Source organism: Aliivibrio sifiae, from assembly GCF_002954715.1.
Lineage (GTDB): Bacteria > Pseudomonadota > Gammaproteobacteria > Enterobacterales > Vibrionaceae > Aliivibrio > Aliivibrio sifiae.
This window is the reverse complement of the sequence record NZ_MSCP01000001.1, coordinates 535,513-555,833: the sequence shown is the minus strand read 5'-3', so window position 1 is coordinate 555,833 and position 20,321 is coordinate 535,513. Positions and strand designations below refer to the sequence as shown.

Here is a 20,321-nt window from a genome sequence, read left to right as displayed (position 1 = left end):
TTACGTATTCTTAAATTGATTCGTTAATGGGTCATATTGATAACCCAAGCCACTGAGCTTGTCTTGAACTCCTTGTGTATCAAGCTCGTACACGCTGGATAATTCTTCTAGACTGTGACATTCTAATCGCAATTTTTCATTAATGATGCCGAGCAGAATTCCACTTTCTAGGCCATGAGCATTACTTAAATCCAATCTTCACCCTCCATGTTGCTTAAGAGACATACTTAGAGTAGATCAGTTTTTAAAAGTAATGCGTGGCCTACATCACAAAAAACAACTGAAATTGATAATAACCAGAAATAGCCATAATTACGCTTGCTATAACTAGCATTTGCCATTTCACAGCTTGTTGTTTGAATAAGTGAAAACTCCACAAACCAATACTTAGTAGCATCAACCCTAATGCTATACCTAGCTTAACAGCCATTTTATCCAAAAATATCTCATGAACACTAAGAGTCTGACACAATAAGATAACTGACATTACAATCCCACTAACAATGCCACTGATCGGGAGTAATTTATGAAATGCCTGTAAGCGAGTTCGAGCTAAAGTCAAAAGAAGGTGTGTTAATAGCGCACCAAATAAGAATGGGCCAGTAACCGCAAAAAATAACTGCGTGAATGAACCAGAACCCAAAGCTAAATTAACAAAACTTGCCGCTGCAAAACCATTAGCTAATGCCATAACAATTAATGGCCCCTTGTCACGAGTTTTGCCTGTTTTTACACTCAAATAAAAACCAGCAATGGCAATTGCAGGAACAAAATTAATCGCAAAAATAGAAGCGTAAGTCATACCAACACCAGCAATAACACACCAGCCAAGGATTAATACGGGTAACCATTTATGGATGCGACCACGTTGACCGGGACAAATATCCCCTTTATGCAAAATTATCGTCAGTAGTATTTGCGCCCCTAGGAGTGCCGGAATAAGAATATATTGTAAGGTTTGAAAAAACATAGCTACGCCACCTAATTAGAATGACGCTAGTATAAACTCAATTTTCACTTCGTCTAGTGACGGTTAAAAAACAATCTATTTCTATCAATATCTCAAAAACACACGTAACACTTTCCAACTTATTATCCTTTTGTCGCAACAAGAACAACAGTTGCGCATCATCTTATTAACAGAATTATTTTTTATTTGTTTTAGATCATAATGAGGTTAAGTAGCAGATGTGCTACAGGTAAAAGTTAGGTAAGTTTCTATTACGAAATGTGTAAGAATATGTATGTAAGTTACACAATTTTTGTATTTTGAAATCTTATAGGGGAAAATTCCATGTTGGAGTTAATGATTGGTTTGGTAATCACCGTTTTGGTTGGTTACTTTATCGTAAAAGGATACAAGGCGGCTGGTGTACTACTAACTGCTGGTTTAACACTACTTATTATTGCCGGTTTATTAGGTCACACTGTTTTACCTGCAAAAGTTACCGCGACAGGTAACTTACTGACTGATGCTCTAGAATATGTGAAATACATGCTGCAGTATCGTGGGGGCGGCCTAGGTATGCAAATCATGCTACTTTGTGGTTTTGCTTCTTACATGACTCACATTGGTGCAAACAATGTCGTTGTTAAACAATTTTCTAAACCATTAGCATTTATTAAATCACCTTACGTTTTACTTGTTGCGGCTTATATCGTGGCATGTTTAATGTCTCTTGCAGTTAGTTCTGCAACGGGTCTAGGTGTGCTGCTAATGGCTACACTTTTCCCAATGATGACTGCGATGGGTATCTCTCGTCCAGCTGCAGTAGCAGTGTGTGCATCTCCAGCGGCTATTATTCTTTCGCCGACTTCTGGTGACGTTATTGTTGCCGCAGAAAAATCAGGTCTTCCTTTACATACGTTCGCAGTTGAAACGGTATTGCCTGTTTCTATTTGTGCAATCATCGTAATGGCAGCAGCGGCTTTCTTCTGGAACAAATACCTAGATAAGAAAGAAAATACACCAATGGAGAAAGTTGATATTTCTGCAATGGAAGTAAATGCACCATCTTATTACGCGATTTTACCTTTCTTACCAATCGTAGGTGTTTTTGTCTTCAATGGCGAAACTATCCCAGGTTTATCTCTAGATATTTATACTATTGTTGTTGGCTCAATCTTCATTGGTGCAGTCATTAACTTTATTACTAATAAACTAGACGGCAGAGCTACATTAGAAGATCTAGAGTCTTGCTATGCAGGTATGGCTGATGCATTTAAAGGCGTAGTAATGCTATTAGTTGCGGCTGGTGTATTTGCACAAGGCCTAATGTCTGTTGGCGCGATTGATAACCTACTTCACCTTGCAGATTCTGCTGGTGCTGGTGGTATGGCGTTAATGCTTCTTCTTACTGGTCTAACAGTAGCAGCAGCTATCGCAACAGGTTCTGGTAATGCACCTTTCTACGCATTCGTAGAATTAGCGCCACAACTTGCTGGTAAAATGGGTCTTAGCCCTGCCTTCCTTATCATTCCAATGCTTCAAGCGTCTAATCTTGGTCGTACAATTTCACCAGTATCTGGTGTTATAGTTGCAACATCTGGTATGGCTAAAATCAGTCCATTTGAAGTAGTAAAACGTACCTCTGTTCCTGTTATCTGTGGCCTAATCACGGTAATCGTGGGCACTATGGTATTAGTTCCAATGTACGCTTAATAGTAAAAATACCAACGCCAGCGGCATAAACCGCTGGCGTTTTTATTTAATAGGCAAGTTACTTGCAAAGAATTTACAATCTGCTCACCAAACCATGTTAATAAAAATATATATTTGTTCGATAAATAAATTTCAAATTAATAGGTAAATTAGTAATGATTAAGCAAACCACCATCATCGTTGTACTCTTCCTTTCTGCAACTTCTATTGCTTATTTATACCGCCTATTTTTATAATCAAAAATAACCATCATTTATCCTACTTAGAGTAGGGCCTTTCTTTTCTGGTTAATCTTCTCTCAAATCGGTATAATTCGGCCTCCAAATTCTGAGGTGAACTAATGCACAACGTAACTCCAATAAACGAATACCCGAAATTCTGGGCAGAATGCTATGGAACAGCCCCTTTCTTTCCTACTTCGCGTAAAGAAATGGACCAACTTGGTTGGGATAGCTGCGACATTATCATTGTAACTGGGGATGCGTATGTGGATCACCCAAGTTTTGGTATGGCGATCATCGGACGTTTGCTAGAAGCACAAGGCTTCCGCGTTGGTATCATCGCTCAACCAAAGTGGGATAATAAAGACGAATTCATGGCTCTTGGTCAACCAAACTTATTCTTTGGTATCACCGCGGGTAACATGGATTCAATGATCAACCGTTATACCTCAGATAAAAAACTTCGTCACGATGATGCATATACTCCAAACAACGAAGGTGGTAAACGCCCCGACCGTGCTGTATTGGTTTATTCTCAACGTTGTCGTGAAGCTTTTAAAGATACGCCTATCGTATTAGGTGGTATTGAGGCAAGCCTTCGTCGTTTAGCGCATTATGACTACTGGTCTGACAAAGTTCGTCGCTCAGTATTGTTTGATGCAAAAGGTGACATTCTTCTGTTTGGTAATGCTGAACGTGCATTGGTTGAAGTTGCTCATCGCCTTGCCAATGGCGAAGATGTGAAAACAATGACTAATATCCGTGGTACTGCTGTGAATTTACCTGCAGAGCCTGAAGGATTTAAAATCATTGATTCTTCTCGTATTGAAAAACCGGGCAAAGTTGCTTTTGTTCCAATCAATCCATACGCAACAGAAGAGCAATGTGAAACCAACAAAGCAGAAGTAAAAGAAGAGCAGCCGCAAGTAATTACAGTAACGGCTTCTCGTCATGATTCAAAAACGACGGCGATTCGAATTCCACCATTTGAAAAACTAAATGGCGACCGTATTCTTTATGCCCACGCTAGTCGTATTATGCATTTAGAAACCAACCCATACTCCGGCCGAGCATTAATCCAGCGTCATGGTGACCGTGAATTATGGGTAAACCAAGCGCCTATCCCTCTGACAACAGAAGAGATGGATTTTGTGTTTGATCTGCCTTACGCTCGTGTTCCACACCCTATGTATGGCAAAGCGAAGATCCCTGCGTATGACATGATCAAAACATCAGTCAACATTATGCGTGGATGTTTTGGTGGGTGTTCGTTCTGTAGTATTACAGAGCACGAAGGTCGTATCATTCAAAACCGTTCTAAAGAATCTATTATTAGTGAATTAGAAGAAATTCGCGACAAAGTTCCTGGATTTACCGGTACGATCTCAGATCTTGGTGGCCCAACAGCGAATATGTACCGTTTAGGCTGTTCAATACCTAAAGCCGAAGCAACGTGTCGTCGACCTTCTTGTGTTTTCCCTAAGATCTGTGACAAGTTAAATACCGATCACGTACATACGATTGATTTGTACCGTGAAGCTCGTAAAGTTAAAGGCGTGAAGAAAGTATTAATTGCTTCTGGTGTTCGTTACGATTTAGCGATTGAGTCCCCAGAATACGTACGTGAACTAGTAACTCACCATGTTGGCGGTTATTTAAAGATTGCACCTGAGCATACCGAAAAAGGCCCATTAGATTTAATGATGAAGCCAGGTATGGGAACGTACGATCGCTTCAAATCTATGTTTGAAAAATACAGCCAAGAAGCAGGTAAGAAACAATATCTGATCCCTTACTTTATCTCTGCTCACCCGGGAACAGAAGACGAAGACATGCTGAACCTAGCGATGTGGTTGAAGAAGAACAACCTTGAGTGTGATCAGGTTCAGAACTTCTATCCATCACCAATGTGTAATGCAACCTCAATGTATTACTCAGAAACCAACCCACTGAAACGTGTGAAATATAAAAAGCGTGAAGATGTGACCGTTGCTAAAGGCGAGCGTCAACGTCGACTACATAAAGGTTTATTACGTTATCACGATCCTAAAAACTGGAAAATGATCCGTGAAGCACTAACAGAGATGGGCAAAAAGCACCTTATTGGTGACAAGCCGCACTGTTTAGTACCTGAAGATGATATCGATACGCAAACACCAGCGGAACGTCGTCAAACAGGACGTCACGGCGCGAAACGTTTTGCAACTAAGCATACTCAAGCACAGTTTGATGGTGACCCACGTAATAGTAACAACCGTGGCGGCCAAAATAAGAATAACCATAACGGTAAGCCTAGCTCTCAAGGTCAAGGTCAAGGTCAAAAACGCAATGGTAATGCTGGAAAACCTAGTGGAAATACGGGTTCAGATAAGCCAGCATCAAGCGGACAAAAAAATGGCGTTCGTAATGGTTACTCAAATAATAAACCAAGTGGTAATGGCAAACCTAAAGCGGCTGGCGGTAACAAGCCTACGGGTAATAAACCAACTGCGAATAAGCCAAGCGGTACTGGTGCTAAACGTAAACCAAAGCACCGTTAATTAAATAGAAAAAATTAACAAGCATAAAAAAAGCGAACCGCATTGGTTCGCTTTTTTATTATCTGAATATAAAGTAATGAAACAGAGTTCTCTACTCCATTACTAATTTATTCTTATTTCCAAACGTATAAATTAAACAGTTTTTTTCCACGTTTGATTACGCTGTATTTACCAAATAATGCGTCTTCTTTCTTAAGAACAACTTCAGAATCAGCAACTTTCTCGCCGTTTACTGAAACTGCACCATTACCAATAAATTCACGCGCCATCTTGTTTGATTTTGCTAATTCAGATTGAGTAAGTACTTCTACAATAGTCTGCTCAGAAGCCTCAAGCTCAGTCATTGGTAGACCATCTTGTGCTAATTGTGCTAAGTCAGTTTCTGTTAGAGAAGCTAAATCACCAGAGAACAATGCGTCAGTAATGCGGATAGAAGAAGCTAAACCTTCCTCACCGTGAACTAAGCGAGTCACTTCTTTAGCAAGTACGCCTTGACCAGCAGGACGGCCTTGAACACTCTTATCACTTTCTTCAATTGCAGCAATTTCGTCTACAGATAGGAAAGTGAAGAAACGTAAGAAGTTATATACGTCAGCATCCGCAGTACCCAACCAGAATTGGTAGAAAGCGTATGGTGATGTTTTGCTTGGGTCTAACCAAATTGTACCTGATTCAGTCTTACCAAATTTAGTACCATCTGATTTAGTTACTAGCGGTAACGTTAAGCCAAATACTTTATTACGGTTCATACGACGAGTAAGATCGATACCACCAGTGATGTTACCCCACTGATCAGAACCACCAATTTGAAGCGTACATTCTTTTGCTTTGTTTAACGCAGCAAAGTCATATGATTGAAGCAGCATGTAACTGAACTCAGTAAATGAGATACCAGAACCTTCACGGTCGATACGCTGTTTTACTGATTCTTTTTGGATCATCGCATTTACGCTGAAATGTTTACCGATATCACGCATGAATTCGATGACATTGATTTCACCAATCCAATCTAGGTTATTCACTATTTCTGCGCCATTTTTCTCTTCTGTAAATTCAACAAAAGCAGAAACTTGAGCGCGAATTTTATTAACCCAATCACCAACAACATCAGATGTATTTAATTGACGCTCTGCCGCTTTAAAACTTGGATCACCAATTAAACCAGTAGCACCACCAACAAGCGCTAATGGCTTATGGCCCGCTTGTTGAAAACGCTTAAGAACTAACAAAGGTACTAGGCTACCAATGTGTAGGCTGTCTGCTGTCGGATCGAAACCACAATAGAGAGTACGACAGTCAGTTGAAAGGTGCTCAGCTAATTCTTCGTCCGCTGTGCACTGTGCAATAAGCCCACGAGCTTTTAAATCCTGCAATAATTCATTTGTTGCTGTCATAGATAACCTACTTGTACTCTAAATTTCGGTATAAAAAAGAAGATTCGATTTTACACATTTACCCGCCAAATAACAGAGTTTGTGAGTAAAAAGGCACTCTGTTCTATCTTCTATTTCTTATCACTCTTTAATCTTGATTATTCCCGTTACGATTCCTTTCATTTTAGCTCTCGAAAAGTTCAAAAATTGACCTACATTTAACGTAAAGAAGTGTCATTTTGTGATGCTTAACTCAAAGAAAAACAATGTTATTTTTGAAAGGTTGAATCTGTTATCTACGCCCATACTTCCTTTATAGGTGTTGCTAAGATATGTTTACTTAGTTGCTATTTCTTTCTATCTTGCTAAGGAAAAAGAATGAAAAAGTTTGCCCGTGCCGCCGTCTTAATGGTCCTTGTCTTTGGACGACCTCAAGCACAAGCTTCCTCATTAATTGAGTTTATTGAACCTGATTATCAAGAAGCAAACCAATCAGAAATCGATCACCAACATGTCCTTCATAGTCTAAATGGCCTACTTTCAATTCAAAGTTGGAACCATTTCTCACACCAGCCTTATGATGATTTTGATATTTTGAACTCTAAAGCTCATCAAGCTCAGAGAGAATTAGAAAACATCTGCAAAGAGACAGCGTTAATGTCAAATGCTCAGCCTCAATTTGCGGGTGTAAAAAGCTCAGAACGTGCATTATTAAAAATTGAACAAGAACTCAATGGCCAAGTAAATAAACTAACTGATATAGCGAGAGCAACCGTTGTTGCCGATTCTATTCCTGATTTAATTACTGCTTACGAATCTATAAATAGAGAAACGACGGTACTCAGTGTCACCAACCGTTTCGCTCAGCCAGCCAAATCAGGCTATCGAGACATTAAATTGTTGGTCGAATTGCCAAAAACAAAACTAGTGGCTGAGATACAGCTTCATTTAAAAGATATCGCGATGGTAAAGAACGGTGCTGAGCATAAACTTTATGAAGAAATTCAAAATATTGAACGCTTAGCTTTAGTTGATAATCGAGAATCAACTCAATTTGAAAAAGCACGAATGAATAAGCTAAGAAGTTTATCTCAATCTCTATATTCTGACGCGTGGGAAGGCTATCTACCGGCTAAAGCACAAGCCTAAATAAAAAAGAGCAATCAACATTATATTGATTGCTCTTCTCATATACATATCTGCTATTTATTCATGCCATCAAAACTACACTTCCAAAGAAAGCCAATCCCGAGAACACAACTATAGTTGTAATTAAAGCAAACTTAAAATCACTATCCATAACGACTCCTTGGTTTTATAAGTAACAAAAATTTAACAGTAATTTGAAGTGTCTTCAAGGAATTGGGTTAACTAAGCCATCAAGTTGGTATTAACATCACAATGTCGACATAATACGTTAAATGTGAGTACAAAATATCATCACACAAATTAGGAGTTCAGATGAAACGGATAGCACTACTCGCCCTAATAGCAACAGCCTCTTTTCCTACTTTTGCTCAATTTTATATCACCCCTGCAATAGGGATGGCGGCTGGGGGAGAAGTTGAAAATCAAAACGGTGATACCTTTAAAATAAAGACCAATAATGCTTTATCATTTGCTTTAGAAACGGATCTAGATGCAGGTCGCATTGGTTTATTTTACAGTACCCAAAGCAGTGAAGTGAAAACATTAGGTAATAAAACTCGCTTTGATTATTTACACTTTCAAAGCGCCTTAGATTACCCATTAACAACACGTCTTAGTTCATTCTTCGGTTTAAGCATTGGTGCAACCTATACTGATGTTGATTGGAGTGAAGAAAACATTAACTTCTCTGCCGGTGCTTTTACTGGTTTGCAGTATCATTTTACTGATAATTTGGCATTACAGCTTGAAGCTCGCTGGCTGGGAACCGCTGTCGATAGTGATTTCGATAGCACTTGTGTCTCAACTCCAACACAAAGTGGCTGTGTTATTCGCTATGAAAGCAGTTGGGTAAATCAGGTACAAGGGAATCTTGGATTACGTTTCAGTTTTTAGCTTAATATGCATTTATTTTCTAATAATTCCAATTGAGGTGCTTATTTTCTCATCAATTGGAATTATTTATAAAAAATACAATCATTTAATTAACCTTATTTTAACAACATCACTATCCGCATAAGAAAGAGTCTTCAATACCTCTCCCTAGAAAAATAAAATAAATCAGAATAAAACCCTAGCAACACCACATTTAACTACCTTTATGTAATATTGCCTTAACAATTATAAATAGGTAATCTGGCTGTAATGCTTAGCTAATACCTCTAGTTTGAGCAAATTAATTTCAATTTAAATAGAGAATGATACTAAACAAGCTTCAATTCTCAGGGAAAAGTTTTTTAAAGGAGTGATTTATGAAGCGTGAACAATGGGGATCTCGTGCAGGATTTATTCTTGCAGCAGTAGGATCTGCTATCGGTCTAGGTAATATATGGCGCTTTCCATACATGGCGTATGAAAATGGTGGCGGTGCTTTCTTCATCCCTTATCTTTTCGCAATGTTAACTGCTGGTATTCCATTTATGATCATGGAATTTGGTATGGGTCATAAATTTAGAGGCTCTGCGCCACGAACATTTGCAAAACTAAATCAAAAATACGAATGGCTTGGTTGGTTCCAAGTACTTATTGCTGCGGTTATCGCAGTGTATTACGTTGCGGTTATTGGTTGGGCAATCTCTTACTTTAGTATGTCTTTTTCTCAAACTTGGGGACAAGATACTAACGCTTATTTCTTCAGTGAGTATCTAAAACTGGGAGATAATTCACCAACAAAACTAGGCAGCATTCAATGGCATATAGCAATTCCAATGGTTATTGCTTGGGCTATTACTTTTGCAGCTATTTTTGGTGGCGTGAAGCGTGGTATTGAACGTGCAAGTAAAATAATGATGCCGTTACTATTTATAATGGTTATCGCTCTTATTGGTCGAATGATTTTCTTACCTGGTGCATTAGATGGTCTTAACTACCTATTCCAGCCAGATTTTAGCAAAATCACAGATCCAAAAGTATGGTCTGCTGCTTATGGTCAAATATTCTTTACGTTAAGTGTCGGCTTCGCAATCATGCTAGCTTATTCAAGTTACCTACCTGAAAAATCAGATGTAAATAACAATGCCTTTATGACGGTATTAATTAACTGTGGTTTCTCAATTATCGCTGGTATCCTTATCTTTTCTATCTTAGGTAACATGGCACATGAACAAAGTAAGCCATTAACTGAAGTCGTGAGCGCTGGTGTTGGCCTTGCTTTTGTTACTATTCCTGCGGCAATTAACCTACTACCAGCTCCTTATATTCTTGGTCCTTTATTCTTCTTTGCTTTGGTTGTTGCGGGATTAAGTTCTCACATTTCGATCATTGAAGCGGTAACCTCAGCCTTCATTGATAAGTTAAATTGGTCACGTAAAAAAGCAGCGTCTGTTGTTTGTAGTGTTGGTTTAGTGGTTTCAATGGCGTTCGCTACTAATGGTGGTTTGCTTCTTCTTGATTTAGTGGACTACTTCATTAACAACATTGCTCTACTTGCTAGTTGCCTAATTGAACTGTTTATCATGGGTTGGCTAGTGAAACTTGCAGATATTCGCTCACACGTAAATAAGATATCTGAATTTACCGTCGGTAAATGGTTTGAAATCTGCTTACGCTTCGTAAGCCCAGCATTCCTAGTCGTTATCTTAGGGACAAATATTGTTAATACCTTAACTGATGGCTACGGCGGATATGCTCAATCTGATTTACTTCTACTAGGGTGGGGCCTTATTGCTGCAATGTTAGTAGTTGGTGTTGTTATTAATAAATCAAGCAAGGAGGCTTAGTATGACAACTGGTGCAATTATTATGATGGTTTTAGGTTTAGGGATAACTTGGGGTGGCGCTGCATTCTGTATCCGCAAAGCGATGAACAGTAATTAAAAAATAGTTTCTAGAAAATGCTAATCTTAAAGCAGATCTTCAGATCTGCTTTTTTGTTTTTCGCCGTTTCATTTTAATACCACTGTAATTAAGTACTCTATTTATTACTAGAATTGGTATAAATTAATTTAGAAGGTAAAAATGACCATTCTCTACTCATTTCGTCGATGCCCTTACGCTATGCGAGCACGGCTTAGCCTTGTTCTGTCAAATAAACCCGTGCAACTTCGCGAAATAATATTGAAACATAAACCTGAAGCAATGCTACAGGCATCCCCTAAAGGCACTGTCCCTGTTCTAATAGAAAAAAATGGGCATGTGATAGATGAAAGCTTAGATATCATGAAATGGGCCTTAGAGGGCTCTGTACTACTTTTATCAACAACACCTGAAATGCATCTGTTAATTAAAGAAAACGACGAAAGTTTTAAAAAGTGGTTAGATAAATATAAATACGCAGATCGTTATCCTGAACATTCTGAAGTTTACTACCGTGAGCAAGGCGAGATATTTTTAGAGCAACTAGAACGACGCTTAACTAATTCAAATATGTTATTTAGCGACAAATATAGTTTTGCTGACTTAGCTATCCTTCCTTTTATTCGACAGTTTGCATTTGTAGACATTCGTTGGTTTAACCAAAGTAGATATCAACACGTGCACCACTGGCTAATGACTTTCATTGATTCGGCGCTGTTCCTCTCAATTATGCAGAAATACCCTACTTGGCTAGAATCAAATCAGGAAATATCCTTTCCTAACAATAATATCAATGTAACTAATTAGCTGGTCGATTTATTAAGCAGGAAAATTAATGACGTTGACATAACCTCTTTATTTATCTTCTATTTCCTCAAACTAGAAAAACAAAAAAGGAGACTCGAAAGTCTCCTTTTATTATTCATCGATAGAATCGATAATTAGTTATGAGCAATCCACTCATTCATGTCTGTTTTCAGGTTATCCGATTTAGTACCGAAGATAGCTTGAACACCAGAACCTGCAACAACAACACCAGCAGCGCCAAGTTGTTTCAGTTTATCTTGATTAACCGCTTCAACATTAGCTACAGAAACACGTAGACGAGTGATACAAGCATCAAGGTTTGTAATGTTTTCTTTGCCACCAAATGCAGCAACTAACTCACCAGCAAGTTCAGAACCAGTAACAGCTGGGCCTGCATTTTCATCTTCGTCTTCACGACCTGGAGTCTTAAGATTCATTGCTTTGATTACGAAGCGGAATACGATGTAATAAACAACTGCATAAACAAGACCAAGGCCAACAAGAAGAAGCATGTTCTCTGCGCGTGGCGATTGGACTACAAAGTCAATGAAACCATTCGAGAATGTGTGACCATGAACAATACCTAATGCATTAGTTAGCATGTATGCAACACCAGCAAGTACTGCGTGGATAGCATAAAGAACAGGAGCAACAAATAGGAATGCGAATTCAATTGGTTCTGTGATACCTGTAAGGAATGAAGTTAACGCAGCAGATGCCATGATACCCATTACTTTAGCGCGGTTTTCAGGTTTTGCTGAGTGTGCAATTGCGATTGCAGCAGCAGGAAGACCGAACATTTTGAATAAGTAACCACCAGCAAGTTGACCGAAACCATTACCTGCAGCACGAGATGCGTCATCAGCAGTAAGGAAACAAGTCATGATACCGTGAACTTGTTCACCAGCATTGTTTGTACAAGTACCAGCTTCATAGAAGAATGGTACGTTCCAAATATGGTGAAGACCAAAAGGAATAAGAGAACGTTCAATTACACCATAGATACCAAATGCAGCTACAGGGTTTTGATGTGCAGCCCAATCAGAGAATGCTGCAATAGCACCGCCAACAGGAGGCCAAACAACAGATAGGATTAAACCTAGAGCGATAGATGCGAAACCAGTAACGATTGGCACAGCACGCTTACCAGCGAAGAAGCCCAGATATTCAGGAAGTTGAATACGGTAGAACTTGTTGAATGCCCAACCAGCAAGACCACCAGCAAGGATACCACCAAGAACACCAGTCTCAATACCATCAACACCCATTACTGTTGCCATTACTTTAAGCGTAGCAACCATGATGCCGTAACCAACAACAGCAGCTAGACCAGCAACACCGTCATTGTTTGTAAAACCAAGCGCAGTACCAACAGCAAATAGTAAAGCCATTTGACCGAATACTGAACCACCAGCTTGTTCCATTAAATGAGAAACAACTTCTGGAAGGAAACTAAAGTTGGCTGCACCAACCCCTAAAAGAATACCAGCAACAGGAAGTACTGATACAGGCAACATAAGTGCCTTACCAACTTTCTGTAGACTAGCAAAAAGGTTTTTAAACATGTTTTGCTCCTAATATTTATAAATACAATTGGAAACAGTTAGTTCTTACTTATCAATTACGGCAATATCCCCCTTGCCTATGTGTAATTCATAATTTTGTAAGCATTCGTGTCTCTAATCAAACTGTCGCTAAATATAGACCTATGTAAAAACACTTTCTAGCATGTTTTCATTTAATGTTTTAAAACCCTGCAGTGATCACAAAAGCACGGCGTAGTAAAAGTAGCAATAAAAATACAAGTTATCCGCAACCACCTGATTTTATTTAAAAAAGAACACCAACATCAAAAAATGAAATGTTATTTTTAGCAACAAAAATAGATAGGTCAAATAAACCACACAGTTAATCGTTTGCCTGCTTAAATTCTGGAATAAAACTGCTTAAAATCAATCAAACAAAAAAAAGAGAGGTAAAAACCTCCACTTTGATTACTTTTCAATCTAAATAAAATTATTTGTTCAAAAAAAGATTTCTGAAATTATTCGTCGTTGTTTGAGCAACTTCTTCGAATGACTTCCCTTTTAATAGCCCAATATACTCTGCAACATCTCTTACATAAGCGGGCTGGTTCTCTTTTCCTCTGAAAGGAACTGGAGCTAAATAAGGTGAATCAGTCTCAACTAAAAGACGTTCTAAAGGTAAACGACGAACAACATCTTTTAATTCTGTCGCCTTATTAAAGGTCACGATACCTGAAATCGAAATATAAAAACCAAGCTCCATCGCCGCTTCTGCGAATGCCCAATCTTCAGTAAAACAATGAATGACACCACCACATTTATCTGCTTGACCATTTTTTAGAATAGCTAAGGTATCTTCACGAGCTTGTCGTGTGTGTATAATAAGTGGCTTATTATACTCAACAGCCACAGCAACCTGTTGCTCAAATAAGTCACGCTGACGCGGTGCACTTTCTGGTTGATAAAAATAATCTAATCCAGTTTCACCAATCGCAACAACACGATCATTTGCTGCATATTGACGAAAAATAGATAAATCAAAATCAGAATCAACGTCTAATGGATGAATACCACAAGAAGCATAAACCTCAGAATGATCCTTAATCATTTCCATCATATTTGGAAAAGCATCAAGAGTAACACCTACCGTTAGGAACTGTTCTACCCCACGTTGTTTTGCTTTTTCAATGACATCTGCTACGCCAGTATGCAAATCGTTGTAATTTAATTTATCTAAATGGCAGTGTGAATCAACTAACACATTATTCTCCAATGAACTCAAACAACCACTGAGTTAACAATAATTCTTTATTTAATCCTGAATGAGCATTCAACTGTTGTCGTAATGCATTCAAACTCAAATATTGTTTATAAATAGTATTCGCTGGGATACGAATCGCTAAACGCTCAATGATTTCTTTTTCATCACAATGTACCCAGTCCGTAATAATTCCTAATTGTCTCTTTTGAATATCAGACAATAAATAACTTAACCAACATAAGCCTTCATCATCTAATTTGATCAGGCTTTTGACGACCTCTGAGGTATGACAAAAAGAAGAATTAACACAAGTATCAAAATAAGACAGTAACTGTTGATGAGCAGCCTGCTTCTTATCTTGATAAAAGCTTTTTACCGCTAAGGGTAGATATCCATTTAATGTAATGGATTGCTTACTAACTTTTAATTTTTCAGTTTCACCTAACCACGCTTCTATTACTTCACTACTGATCTCTGGTTGCTGCCAAACCTGACAACGGCTTCGGATCGTAGGCAATAAATGATGCGGAGAATTAGCCAACAAAACAAACTGACAGTTTTTAGGTGGAGCCTCTAATGTTTTTAAGAGTGCATTTGCCGCGGATTCTGTCATTTTTTCTGCGGGCTCAATGATGATCATTCGTTTAGCATTAAATTGTGATGATTCTAGTGCCCACAAATTACATTGTCTTATTTGATCAACAGATATCGATTTCCCCTCAACTTCAGGTCTTATCCAGTGCAAGTCAGGGTGATTACCTGACTCAACTAAACCACAGCTATGACAAAAACCACAAGGTTCGGTACCTTGCGTTAAGCACAATAAAGTATCAGAGAAATATTGGACAAGAACATCTCTGCCCGTACCATCAGACATTGCACATAAGATGGCATGAGGCAATCGATCTGTCGCTATCAATTGCTGCCATTGCTGCCAAACATCTTGTTGCCAAGGATATAATTTAGTTGCCATTGACCACTAACCACGCTTCTAATGCGTTAATGATAGATTGAGTTACAGTCTCTAGGTCTTGGCCTGCATCAATAGTCACAATCGTTTCATCACTATTAGCAAATTCTAAATAACGTTCACGACTGCGTTCAAAAAAATCCAGTTTCATTTGCTCTATTCTATCCAACTCGCCACGTGCAGACGCACGCTGCAAGCCAAGTTTAGGATCAATATCCATATAGATAGTTAAGTCTGGTTTAAAATCTCCAAGAACAGTGGTTCTCATTGTCGCCATTAAATCACGATCAAAACCACGACCACCACCTTGATATGCTTGTGAAGATAAATCATGGCGATCACCAACCACCCACTCACCTCTTGCTAAAGCCGGTTTAATTACATTTCCAACTAGCTGTGCTCGTGCTGCATACAATAATAATAACTCAGCCATATCAGTTAATGGCTCATCAGGATGACCTTGTTTAACCAACTCACGCATTTTTTCAGCTAATGGTGTCCCACCTGGCTCTCTTGTCGTAACCGGGTTATCAATGCCATGCTTAGCTAGAGTCGCCAATACGTTTTTGATCGCTGTACTTTTACCTGCGCCTTCTAGGCCTTCAATTACAATAAATTTAGACATGATTAATTTCTTAATGTTCTTAGGTAAGCTCTAACTGCTTTGTTATGCTCAACGAGTGATTTTGTGAATTTATGACCGCCAGTGCCATCTGCAACAAAATAAAGATAACGACTAGTTTCTGGGTGCAGGGCTGCTTTTATCGATGCAGGGCCCGCCATTGCAATCGGTGTTGGCGGTAGGCCATTTATTGTGTACGTGTTGTAAGCTGTTGGCGTACGTAGATCTTTTTTACGAATATTACCATCGTATTTATCTCCCATTCCGTAAATTACGGTTGGATCTGTTTGTAAACGCATTCCACGCTTTAAACGGTTAACAAAAACAGACGAAACACGTTCTCTTTCTGAATCTATTGCTGTTTCTTTTTCAATAATAGAGGCTAAAATCAATGCTTCATAAGATGATTTCAAAGGTAAATTAGCTGATTTTGTTCCCCACTCAGTCTCTAATACTGAAACTAATGCATTATGAGAACGATCTAGAATATCAAAGTCACTCATTCCTGCCGTATAGTGATACGTTTCTGCTAAGAACAAACCTTCTAATTTAGGACGATCAATCCCCAACTTCTTTGCGATTTCTTTTTCTGAAAGATCACTTAATTCATGATCTAGATAAGGCGCTTGCTCTAATTGTTGCAACCATTCAGAAAAACGGCTTCCTTCAACAAATGTAATCGAAAATTGGTGCTCTTTACCTGATTTTAATTGCGTTAACACAGAAGCAAGCGACTGATTTGGCTCGACCCAGTAAGTTCCAGCTTTAATTTCTGTTAATTCAGGTGACAATTTATGAGTAAAACGAGCCCATTTAGTATCAGTAATCCAACCACTTTGTTCAAATTGACGGATCAATTTACGATAGCTAGTGCCTGGTTTTACTTCAATTAATTGAGCTTTATCCAAGACTACTTGTTGCTCTGTAAATTGACTGGCTTGTTGGTAACTCCAGAATCCGAAGCCAGCCGTTCCTATCGCTATCAATAAAATAAGGAATAAAAATTTCTTTAACACGAGTACAATTTCTCCTGAAATCGGTAAGTTAATTTATGTTGAGCAAAACTTTGGTGAACAATCGCATTAATAGGTACAATTTCAAATAAAGCATTAGTAATAAAGACTTCGTCTGCATTTTCCAACTCAGATAACGCAACACTGACTTCTTCTAACTCTAATTGAAACTCTTTTGCTAGTTGTTGAATGTGTTTTTTCATCACACCTTCTACACCAGAAAAAGATAATTTTGGCGTAAAGATTCTATCACCCTTAATCCAAAAAAGATTACCTATTGATGTTTCGATAACGTGGTTATTAAGATCAAGAACAATTGCATCAAGATACGTAGTTTTTGAAATATCATGTTTAATTAATACTTGCTCTAAACGATTTAAATGCTTCATCCCTGCTAATAAAGGGGATGATAGGCCAAGCCTAACCGTTGAAACGCCTAATTCTATGCCTTTTTCTTGCCATTGCTTATAATGAGCCGGATATTGAAAATCTGAGATAACTACCTGAGTATTATCGCAACCTTCAGGAGAATAACCTCTACCTCCAGCACCTCGACTTATTAAGATTTTAATTCCGCCGTTACTGATCATTTTGGCAATAGCATGTACTTGGTTTTCAATATCTTCCCAATGAGGGGGAGCGATACCTAAACGCTGAGCTGAAATAACCAAACGCTCTAAATGAAAAGACCACAAGCGGATTTCACCGCTTTCTACTTTCATTGTCGTAAAAAAGCCATCACCGTATTGAATGCTTCGATCATTAATTGGCAATGTTTCGGATTCAACTCCATTAACCCAATACATAGAAACTCCAGATAAGAAAAAGGCGGTTTGATATATTATCAAACCGCCTTCAAAGTGTAACTGACTGAGTGAAACTAATTAAGCCTCACAAACAAGTTATTACATTTTCTTAAATATTAACGTGCCGTTAGTACCGCCAAAGCCAAATGAATTACAAATTGCATATTCCATATCAACTTTACGTGCAGTATGAGGAACTAGATCGATATCTAGGCCTTCTTCTGGGTCATCTAAATTAATCGTTGGTGGAACGATTTGATCAATTAAAGACAGTGCCGTAATGATAGCTTCAACAGAACCAGCAGCACCTAGTAAGTGACCTGTCATTGATTTTGTTGATGATACTAGAACTTGCTTAGTACCCGCTTCACCAAGAGCACGTTTAATGCCTTTAATTTCAGCAACATCACCAGCAGGTGTTGATGTGCCGTGTGCGTTCACATAACCAATTTGCTCACCAGTTACACCTGCGTCGCGCATTGCTGCTTCCATCGCTAATGCACCACCAGAACCATCTGGTGTTGGTGAAGTCATATGATAAGCATCGCCACTCATCCCAAAACCTACTAACTCACAGTAAATTTTAGCGCCACGAGCTTTCGCATGTTCATATTCTTCAAGAACCATCATACCAGCACCATCACCTAGAACAAAACCATCACGGTTTTTATCCCAAGGACGTGAGGCTGCTTGTGGATTCTCGTTATTTGTTGATAGTGCTTTAGCTGCACCAAAACCGCCCATACCTAGCTCTGTTGATGCTTTTTCCGCACCACCTGCTAGCATTGCATCAGCATCACCATAAGCGATCATACGTGCAGCATGACCAATATTATGAAGACCAGTCGTACAAGCCGTTGAAATTGCGATATTAGGACCACGTAGACCGCGCATGATCGACATATGACCAGCGATCATATTAACGATAGTTGAAGGCACGAAAAATGGGCTGATCTTACGAGGGCCTTTTTCTTTAAATGCTTTGCAGCCTGCTTCAATTAAGCCAAGACCACCGATACCAGAACCAATTGCTGCACCAATACGGTGTGCATTTTCTTCAGTAACGTTAAAACCCGAGTCATCTAATGCCTGAATGCCAGCAGCCACACCGTATTGAATGAATAAATCCATTTTACGAGCGTCTTTTTTAGACATGTACTCTTCAGCATTAAAGTCTTTTACTAGACCTGCAAAACGAGTTGTAAACTCAGTGGTATCAAAGTGCTCGATATTAACGATACCACTTTGGCCTGCTAACAGCGCTTTCCAAGATGCTTCAACAGTGTTACCCACCGGTGTTAGCATACCCATGCCTGTAACTACTACACGACGTTTGGACACGATATAATTCTCCGGAATTAATTGAAATTAGATAGGGATTGTTGCGTATAAAAAACTCAGGCGGTCAAGATGACCGCCTGGAGGGTATTTCTTACTGTGCGCTAGTTACGTAGTCGATAGCAGCTTGAACAGTTGTGATCTTCTCAGCTTCTTCATCTGGAATCTCAGTGTCAAACTCTTCTTCTAAAGCCATTACTAGTTCAACTGTATCTAGTGAATCTGCACCTAGGTCATCAACAAATGATGCTTCGTTTTTAACTTCAGCTTCATCCACACCTAGTTGCTCAATGATGATTTTCTTTACGCGTTCTTCAAGATTGCTCATTTTAATTTTCCTAATTACAGATTTCGCTGATTTGCGATACTTGCTGTATTTTATTCATTAATAAGAAAGTTGCAAGGCTAAGATCGCTGGTCAAACCACGAAATTCGTGATTTTTAGTGCAATTTTAACCCAAAATTGACTTAAGTCACCCTTAAATCAATTTCATAAATTAAACCATGTACATGCCGCCATTCACATGCAAAGTTTCGCCTGTGATGTAAGCTGCTTCTGGAGACGCTAAAAATACTACTGCAGCAGCGATTTCTTTAGGGTCACCTAAACGACCAGCAGGTACAGATGATAGTGTTGCAGCTCGTTGCTCATCATTCAAGGCTTTTGTCATATCAGTTTCGATAAAACCTGGAGCAACCGTATTTACGGTTACACCACGAGAAGCAACTTCACGTGCCATTGATTTAGTAAAACCAATGACACCTGCTTTTGCTGCTGCATAGTTTGTTTGACCAGCATTGCCCATTGTACCAACAACAGAACCTACGTTGATAATACGGCCATTACGTTTTTTCATCATGCCACGAAGAACCGCTTTAGATAAACGGAAAATAGACGTTAGGTTAGTATCTAAGATATCCATCCATTCATCATCTTTCATGCGCATAAGTAAGTTATCACGAGTAATACCTGCGTTATTAACTAAAATGTCAATCGCACCAAACTCGTCATTGATTGTTTTAAGTACCGCTGCAATAGATTCTGCATCAGTTACATTTAATGCAAGACCTTTACCGTTCTCACCTAAATACTCACTGATTGCCGCTGCACCATTTTCAGAAGTTGCAGTACCAATAACGGTTGCACCGCGAGATACTAATTGCTCAGCAATAGCACGACCAATACCACGGCTAGCGCCAGTAACTAAGGCAATTTTGCCCTCTAAATTCATCATTTAAT

Annotated in this window: 20 protein-coding genes; 7 read left to right on the top strand and 13 right to left on the bottom strand. The window is 38.8% G+C overall.

Translation table 11 applies throughout. From position 1 onward, the window contains the following. A complete protein-coding gene (locus tag BTO23_RS02490) occupies window positions 1-195 on the bottom strand; it encodes a DUF4250 domain-containing protein (protein ID WP_060991439.1) in 195 nt (64 codons plus the stop codon). Window positions 196-262: 67 nt separating this feature from the next. Next, the gene (locus BTO23_RS02485; RefSeq protein ID WP_060991440.1) at window positions 263-970 is read right to left on the bottom strand and encodes a hypothetical protein; all 708 of its coding nucleotides are present in this window, start codon (window positions 968-970) and stop codon (window positions 263-265) included. A 324-nt stretch (window positions 971-1,294) separates the two neighbouring features. Here BTO23_RS02485 and dcuC point away from each other — a divergent pair, with 324 nt between their 5' ends. Both dcuC and BTO23_RS02475 read left to right on the top strand, forming a co-directional pair. Beyond that, a complete protein-coding gene (gene dcuC, locus BTO23_RS02480; RefSeq protein ID WP_060991441.1) occupies window positions 1,295-2,662 on the top strand; it encodes an anaerobic C4-dicarboxylate transporter DcuC in 1,368 nt (455 codons plus the stop codon). A gap of 340 nt (window positions 2,663-3,002) precedes the next feature. Continuing rightward, the gene (locus tag BTO23_RS02475) at window positions 3,003-5,423 is read left to right on the top strand and encodes a YgiQ family radical SAM protein (RefSeq protein ID WP_105062881.1); all 2,421 of its coding nucleotides are present in this window, start codon (window positions 3,003-3,005) and stop codon (window positions 5,421-5,423) included. Window positions 5,424-5,536: 113 nt separating this feature from the next. Here the strand turns inward: BTO23_RS02475 and tyrS are convergent, their stop codons facing one another. Further along, the gene (gene tyrS, locus BTO23_RS02470; protein ID WP_105062880.1) at window positions 5,537-6,817 is read right to left on the bottom strand and encodes a tyrosine--tRNA ligase; all 1,281 of its coding nucleotides are present in this window, start codon (window positions 6,815-6,817) and stop codon (window positions 5,537-5,539) included. Between the two features lie 357 nt (window positions 6,818-7,174). Between tyrS and BTO23_RS02465 the strand changes: the two genes are divergently transcribed. Then, on the top strand, window positions 7,175-7,945 hold the full coding sequence (locus BTO23_RS02465) for a nucleotidyltransferase family protein (RefSeq protein WP_060991444.1): 771 nt from the start codon (window positions 7,175-7,177) through the stop codon (window positions 7,943-7,945). A gap of 61 nt (window positions 7,946-8,006) precedes the next feature. Here the strand turns inward: BTO23_RS02465 and cydH are convergent, their stop codons facing one another. Further along, window positions 8,007-8,096 carry a cytochrome bd-I oxidase subunit CydH gene (cydH, locus tag BTO23_RS02460; protein WP_105062879.1) on the bottom strand — a complete coding sequence of 30 codons (90 nt, stop codon included), beginning with the start codon at window positions 8,094-8,096 and terminating at the stop codon, window positions 8,007-8,009. A gap of 161 nt (window positions 8,097-8,257) precedes the next feature. Here cydH and BTO23_RS02455 point away from each other — a divergent pair, with 161 nt between their 5' ends. The 4 genes from BTO23_RS02455 to BTO23_RS02440 all read left to right on the top strand — a co-directional run bounded on the left by BTO23_RS02455 (window position 8,258) and on the right by BTO23_RS02440 (window position 11,545). After that, the gene (locus tag BTO23_RS02455; protein WP_061002905.1) at window positions 8,258-8,839 is read left to right on the top strand and encodes a porin family protein; all 582 of its coding nucleotides are present in this window, start codon (window positions 8,258-8,260) and stop codon (window positions 8,837-8,839) included. A 356-nt stretch (window positions 8,840-9,195) separates the two neighbouring features. Continuing rightward, complete coding sequence (locus BTO23_RS02450; RefSeq protein ID WP_060991446.1) at window positions 9,196-10,662, top strand: sodium-dependent transporter; 1,467 nt, start codon at window positions 9,196-9,198, stop codon at window positions 10,660-10,662. A 1-nt stretch (window position 10,663) separates the two neighbouring features. Next, window positions 10,664-10,759, top strand: a complete 96-nt coding sequence (locus BTO23_RS02445) for a MetS family NSS transporter small subunit (protein ID WP_099047736.1) — start codon at window positions 10,664-10,666, stop codon at window positions 10,757-10,759. A 141-nt stretch (window positions 10,760-10,900) separates the two neighbouring features. Further along, a complete protein-coding gene (locus tag BTO23_RS02440; protein WP_060991447.1) occupies window positions 10,901-11,545 on the top strand; it encodes a glutathione S-transferase in 645 nt (214 codons plus the stop codon). A 134-nt stretch (window positions 11,546-11,679) separates the two neighbouring features. Here the strand turns inward: BTO23_RS02440 and ptsG are convergent, their stop codons facing one another. The 9 genes from ptsG to fabG form a co-directional block, all read right to left on the bottom strand. After that, complete coding sequence (gene ptsG, locus BTO23_RS02435) at window positions 11,680-13,110, bottom strand: PTS glucose transporter subunit IIBC (protein WP_061012977.1); 1,431 nt, start codon at window positions 13,108-13,110, stop codon at window positions 11,680-11,682. A 451-nt stretch (window positions 13,111-13,561) separates the two neighbouring features. Further along, window positions 13,562-14,332 (bottom strand): TatD family hydrolase, encoded by a 771-nt coding sequence (locus BTO23_RS02430; RefSeq protein WP_060991449.1) that lies wholly within the window; start codon window positions 14,330-14,332, stop codon window positions 13,562-13,564. Window position 14,333: 1 nt separating this feature from the next. Beyond that, window positions 14,334-15,305: a DNA polymerase III subunit delta' gene (holB, locus tag BTO23_RS02425; protein WP_105062878.1), complete on the bottom strand. Its 972-nt coding sequence runs from the start codon at window positions 15,303-15,305 to the stop codon at window positions 14,334-14,336. Continuing rightward, on the bottom strand, window positions 15,295-15,927 hold the full coding sequence (gene tmk / locus BTO23_RS02420; RefSeq protein WP_060991451.1) for a dTMP kinase: 633 nt from the start codon (window positions 15,925-15,927) through the stop codon (window positions 15,295-15,297). Before tmk ends, holB begins: the two co-directional genes overlap by 11 nt. Before the next feature lie 2 nt (window positions 15,928-15,929). After that, window positions 15,930-16,940 carry an endolytic transglycosylase MltG gene (mltG, locus tag BTO23_RS02415; RefSeq protein WP_060991452.1) on the bottom strand — a complete coding sequence of 337 codons (1,011 nt, stop codon included), beginning with the start codon at window positions 16,938-16,940 and terminating at the stop codon, window positions 15,930-15,932. After that, window positions 16,934-17,743, bottom strand: a complete 810-nt coding sequence (gene pabC, locus BTO23_RS02410; protein ID WP_060991453.1) for an aminodeoxychorismate lyase — start codon at window positions 17,741-17,743, stop codon at window positions 16,934-16,936. Before pabC ends, mltG begins: the two co-directional genes overlap by 7 nt. Window positions 17,744-17,842: 99 nt before the next feature. Beyond that, window positions 17,843-19,084 carry a beta-ketoacyl-ACP synthase II gene (gene fabF / locus BTO23_RS02405; protein ID WP_060991454.1) on the bottom strand — a complete coding sequence of 414 codons (1,242 nt, stop codon included), beginning with the start codon at window positions 19,082-19,084 and terminating at the stop codon, window positions 17,843-17,845. A 91-nt stretch (window positions 19,085-19,175) separates the two neighbouring features. Beyond that, window positions 19,176-19,409 (bottom strand): acyl carrier protein, encoded by a 234-nt coding sequence (gene acpP / locus BTO23_RS02400; protein ID WP_017051317.1) that lies wholly within the window; start codon window positions 19,407-19,409, stop codon window positions 19,176-19,178. Between the two features lie 169 nt (window positions 19,410-19,578). Beyond that, a complete protein-coding gene (gene fabG / locus BTO23_RS02395; protein WP_061003237.1) occupies window positions 19,579-20,313 on the bottom strand; it encodes a 3-oxoacyl-ACP reductase FabG in 735 nt (244 codons plus the stop codon). Between the last annotated feature and the right edge of the window lie 8 nt (window positions 20,314-20,321).

Coding starts and splice junctions, on each gene's coding strand:
- BTO23_RS02475 (WP_105062881.1), top strand. CDS start 3,003: ATGCACAACGTAACTCCAATAAACGAATACCCGAAATTCTGGGCAGAA.
- ptsG (WP_061012977.1), bottom strand. CDS start 13,110: ATGTTTAAAAACCTTTTTGCTAGTCTACAGAAAGTTGGTAAGGCACTT.
- BTO23_RS02485 (WP_060991440.1), bottom strand. CDS start 970: ATGTTTTTTCAAACCTTACAATATATTCTTATTCCGGCACTCCTAGGG.
- holB (WP_105062878.1), bottom strand. CDS start 15,305: ATGGCAACTAAATTATATCCTTGGCAACAAGATGTTTGGCAGCAATGG.
- BTO23_RS02455 (WP_061002905.1), top strand. CDS start 8,258: ATGAAACGGATAGCACTACTCGCCCTAATAGCAACAGCCTCTTTTCCT.
- BTO23_RS02465 (WP_060991444.1), top strand. CDS start 7,175: ATGAAAAAGTTTGCCCGTGCCGCCGTCTTAATGGTCCTTGTCTTTGGA.
- acpP (WP_017051317.1), bottom strand. CDS start 19,409: ATGAGCAATCTTGAAGAACGCGTAAAGAAAATCATCATTGAGCAACTA.
- pabC (WP_060991453.1), bottom strand. CDS start 17,743: ATGTATTGGGTTAATGGAGTTGAATCCGAAACATTGCCAATTAATGAT.
- BTO23_RS02445 (WP_099047736.1), top strand. CDS start 10,664: ATGACAACTGGTGCAATTATTATGATGGTTTTAGGTTTAGGGATAACT.
- dcuC (WP_060991441.1), top strand. CDS start 1,295: ATGTTGGAGTTAATGATTGGTTTGGTAATCACCGTTTTGGTTGGTTAC.
- fabG (WP_061003237.1), bottom strand. CDS start 20,313: ATGAATTTAGAGGGCAAAATTGCCTTAGTTACTGGCGCTAGCCGTGGT.
- tyrS (WP_105062880.1), bottom strand. CDS start 6,817: ATGACAGCAACAAATGAATTATTGCAGGATTTAAAAGCTCGTGGGCTT.
- tmk (WP_060991451.1), bottom strand. CDS start 15,927: ATGTCTAAATTTATTGTAATTGAAGGCCTAGAAGGCGCAGGTAAAAGT.
- cydH (WP_105062879.1), bottom strand. CDS start 8,096: ATGGATAGTGATTTTAAGTTTGCTTTAATTACAACTATAGTTGTGTTC.
- BTO23_RS02450 (WP_060991446.1), top strand. CDS start 9,196: ATGAAGCGTGAACAATGGGGATCTCGTGCAGGATTTATTCTTGCAGCA.
- BTO23_RS02440 (WP_060991447.1), top strand. CDS start 10,901: ATGACCATTCTCTACTCATTTCGTCGATGCCCTTACGCTATGCGAGCA.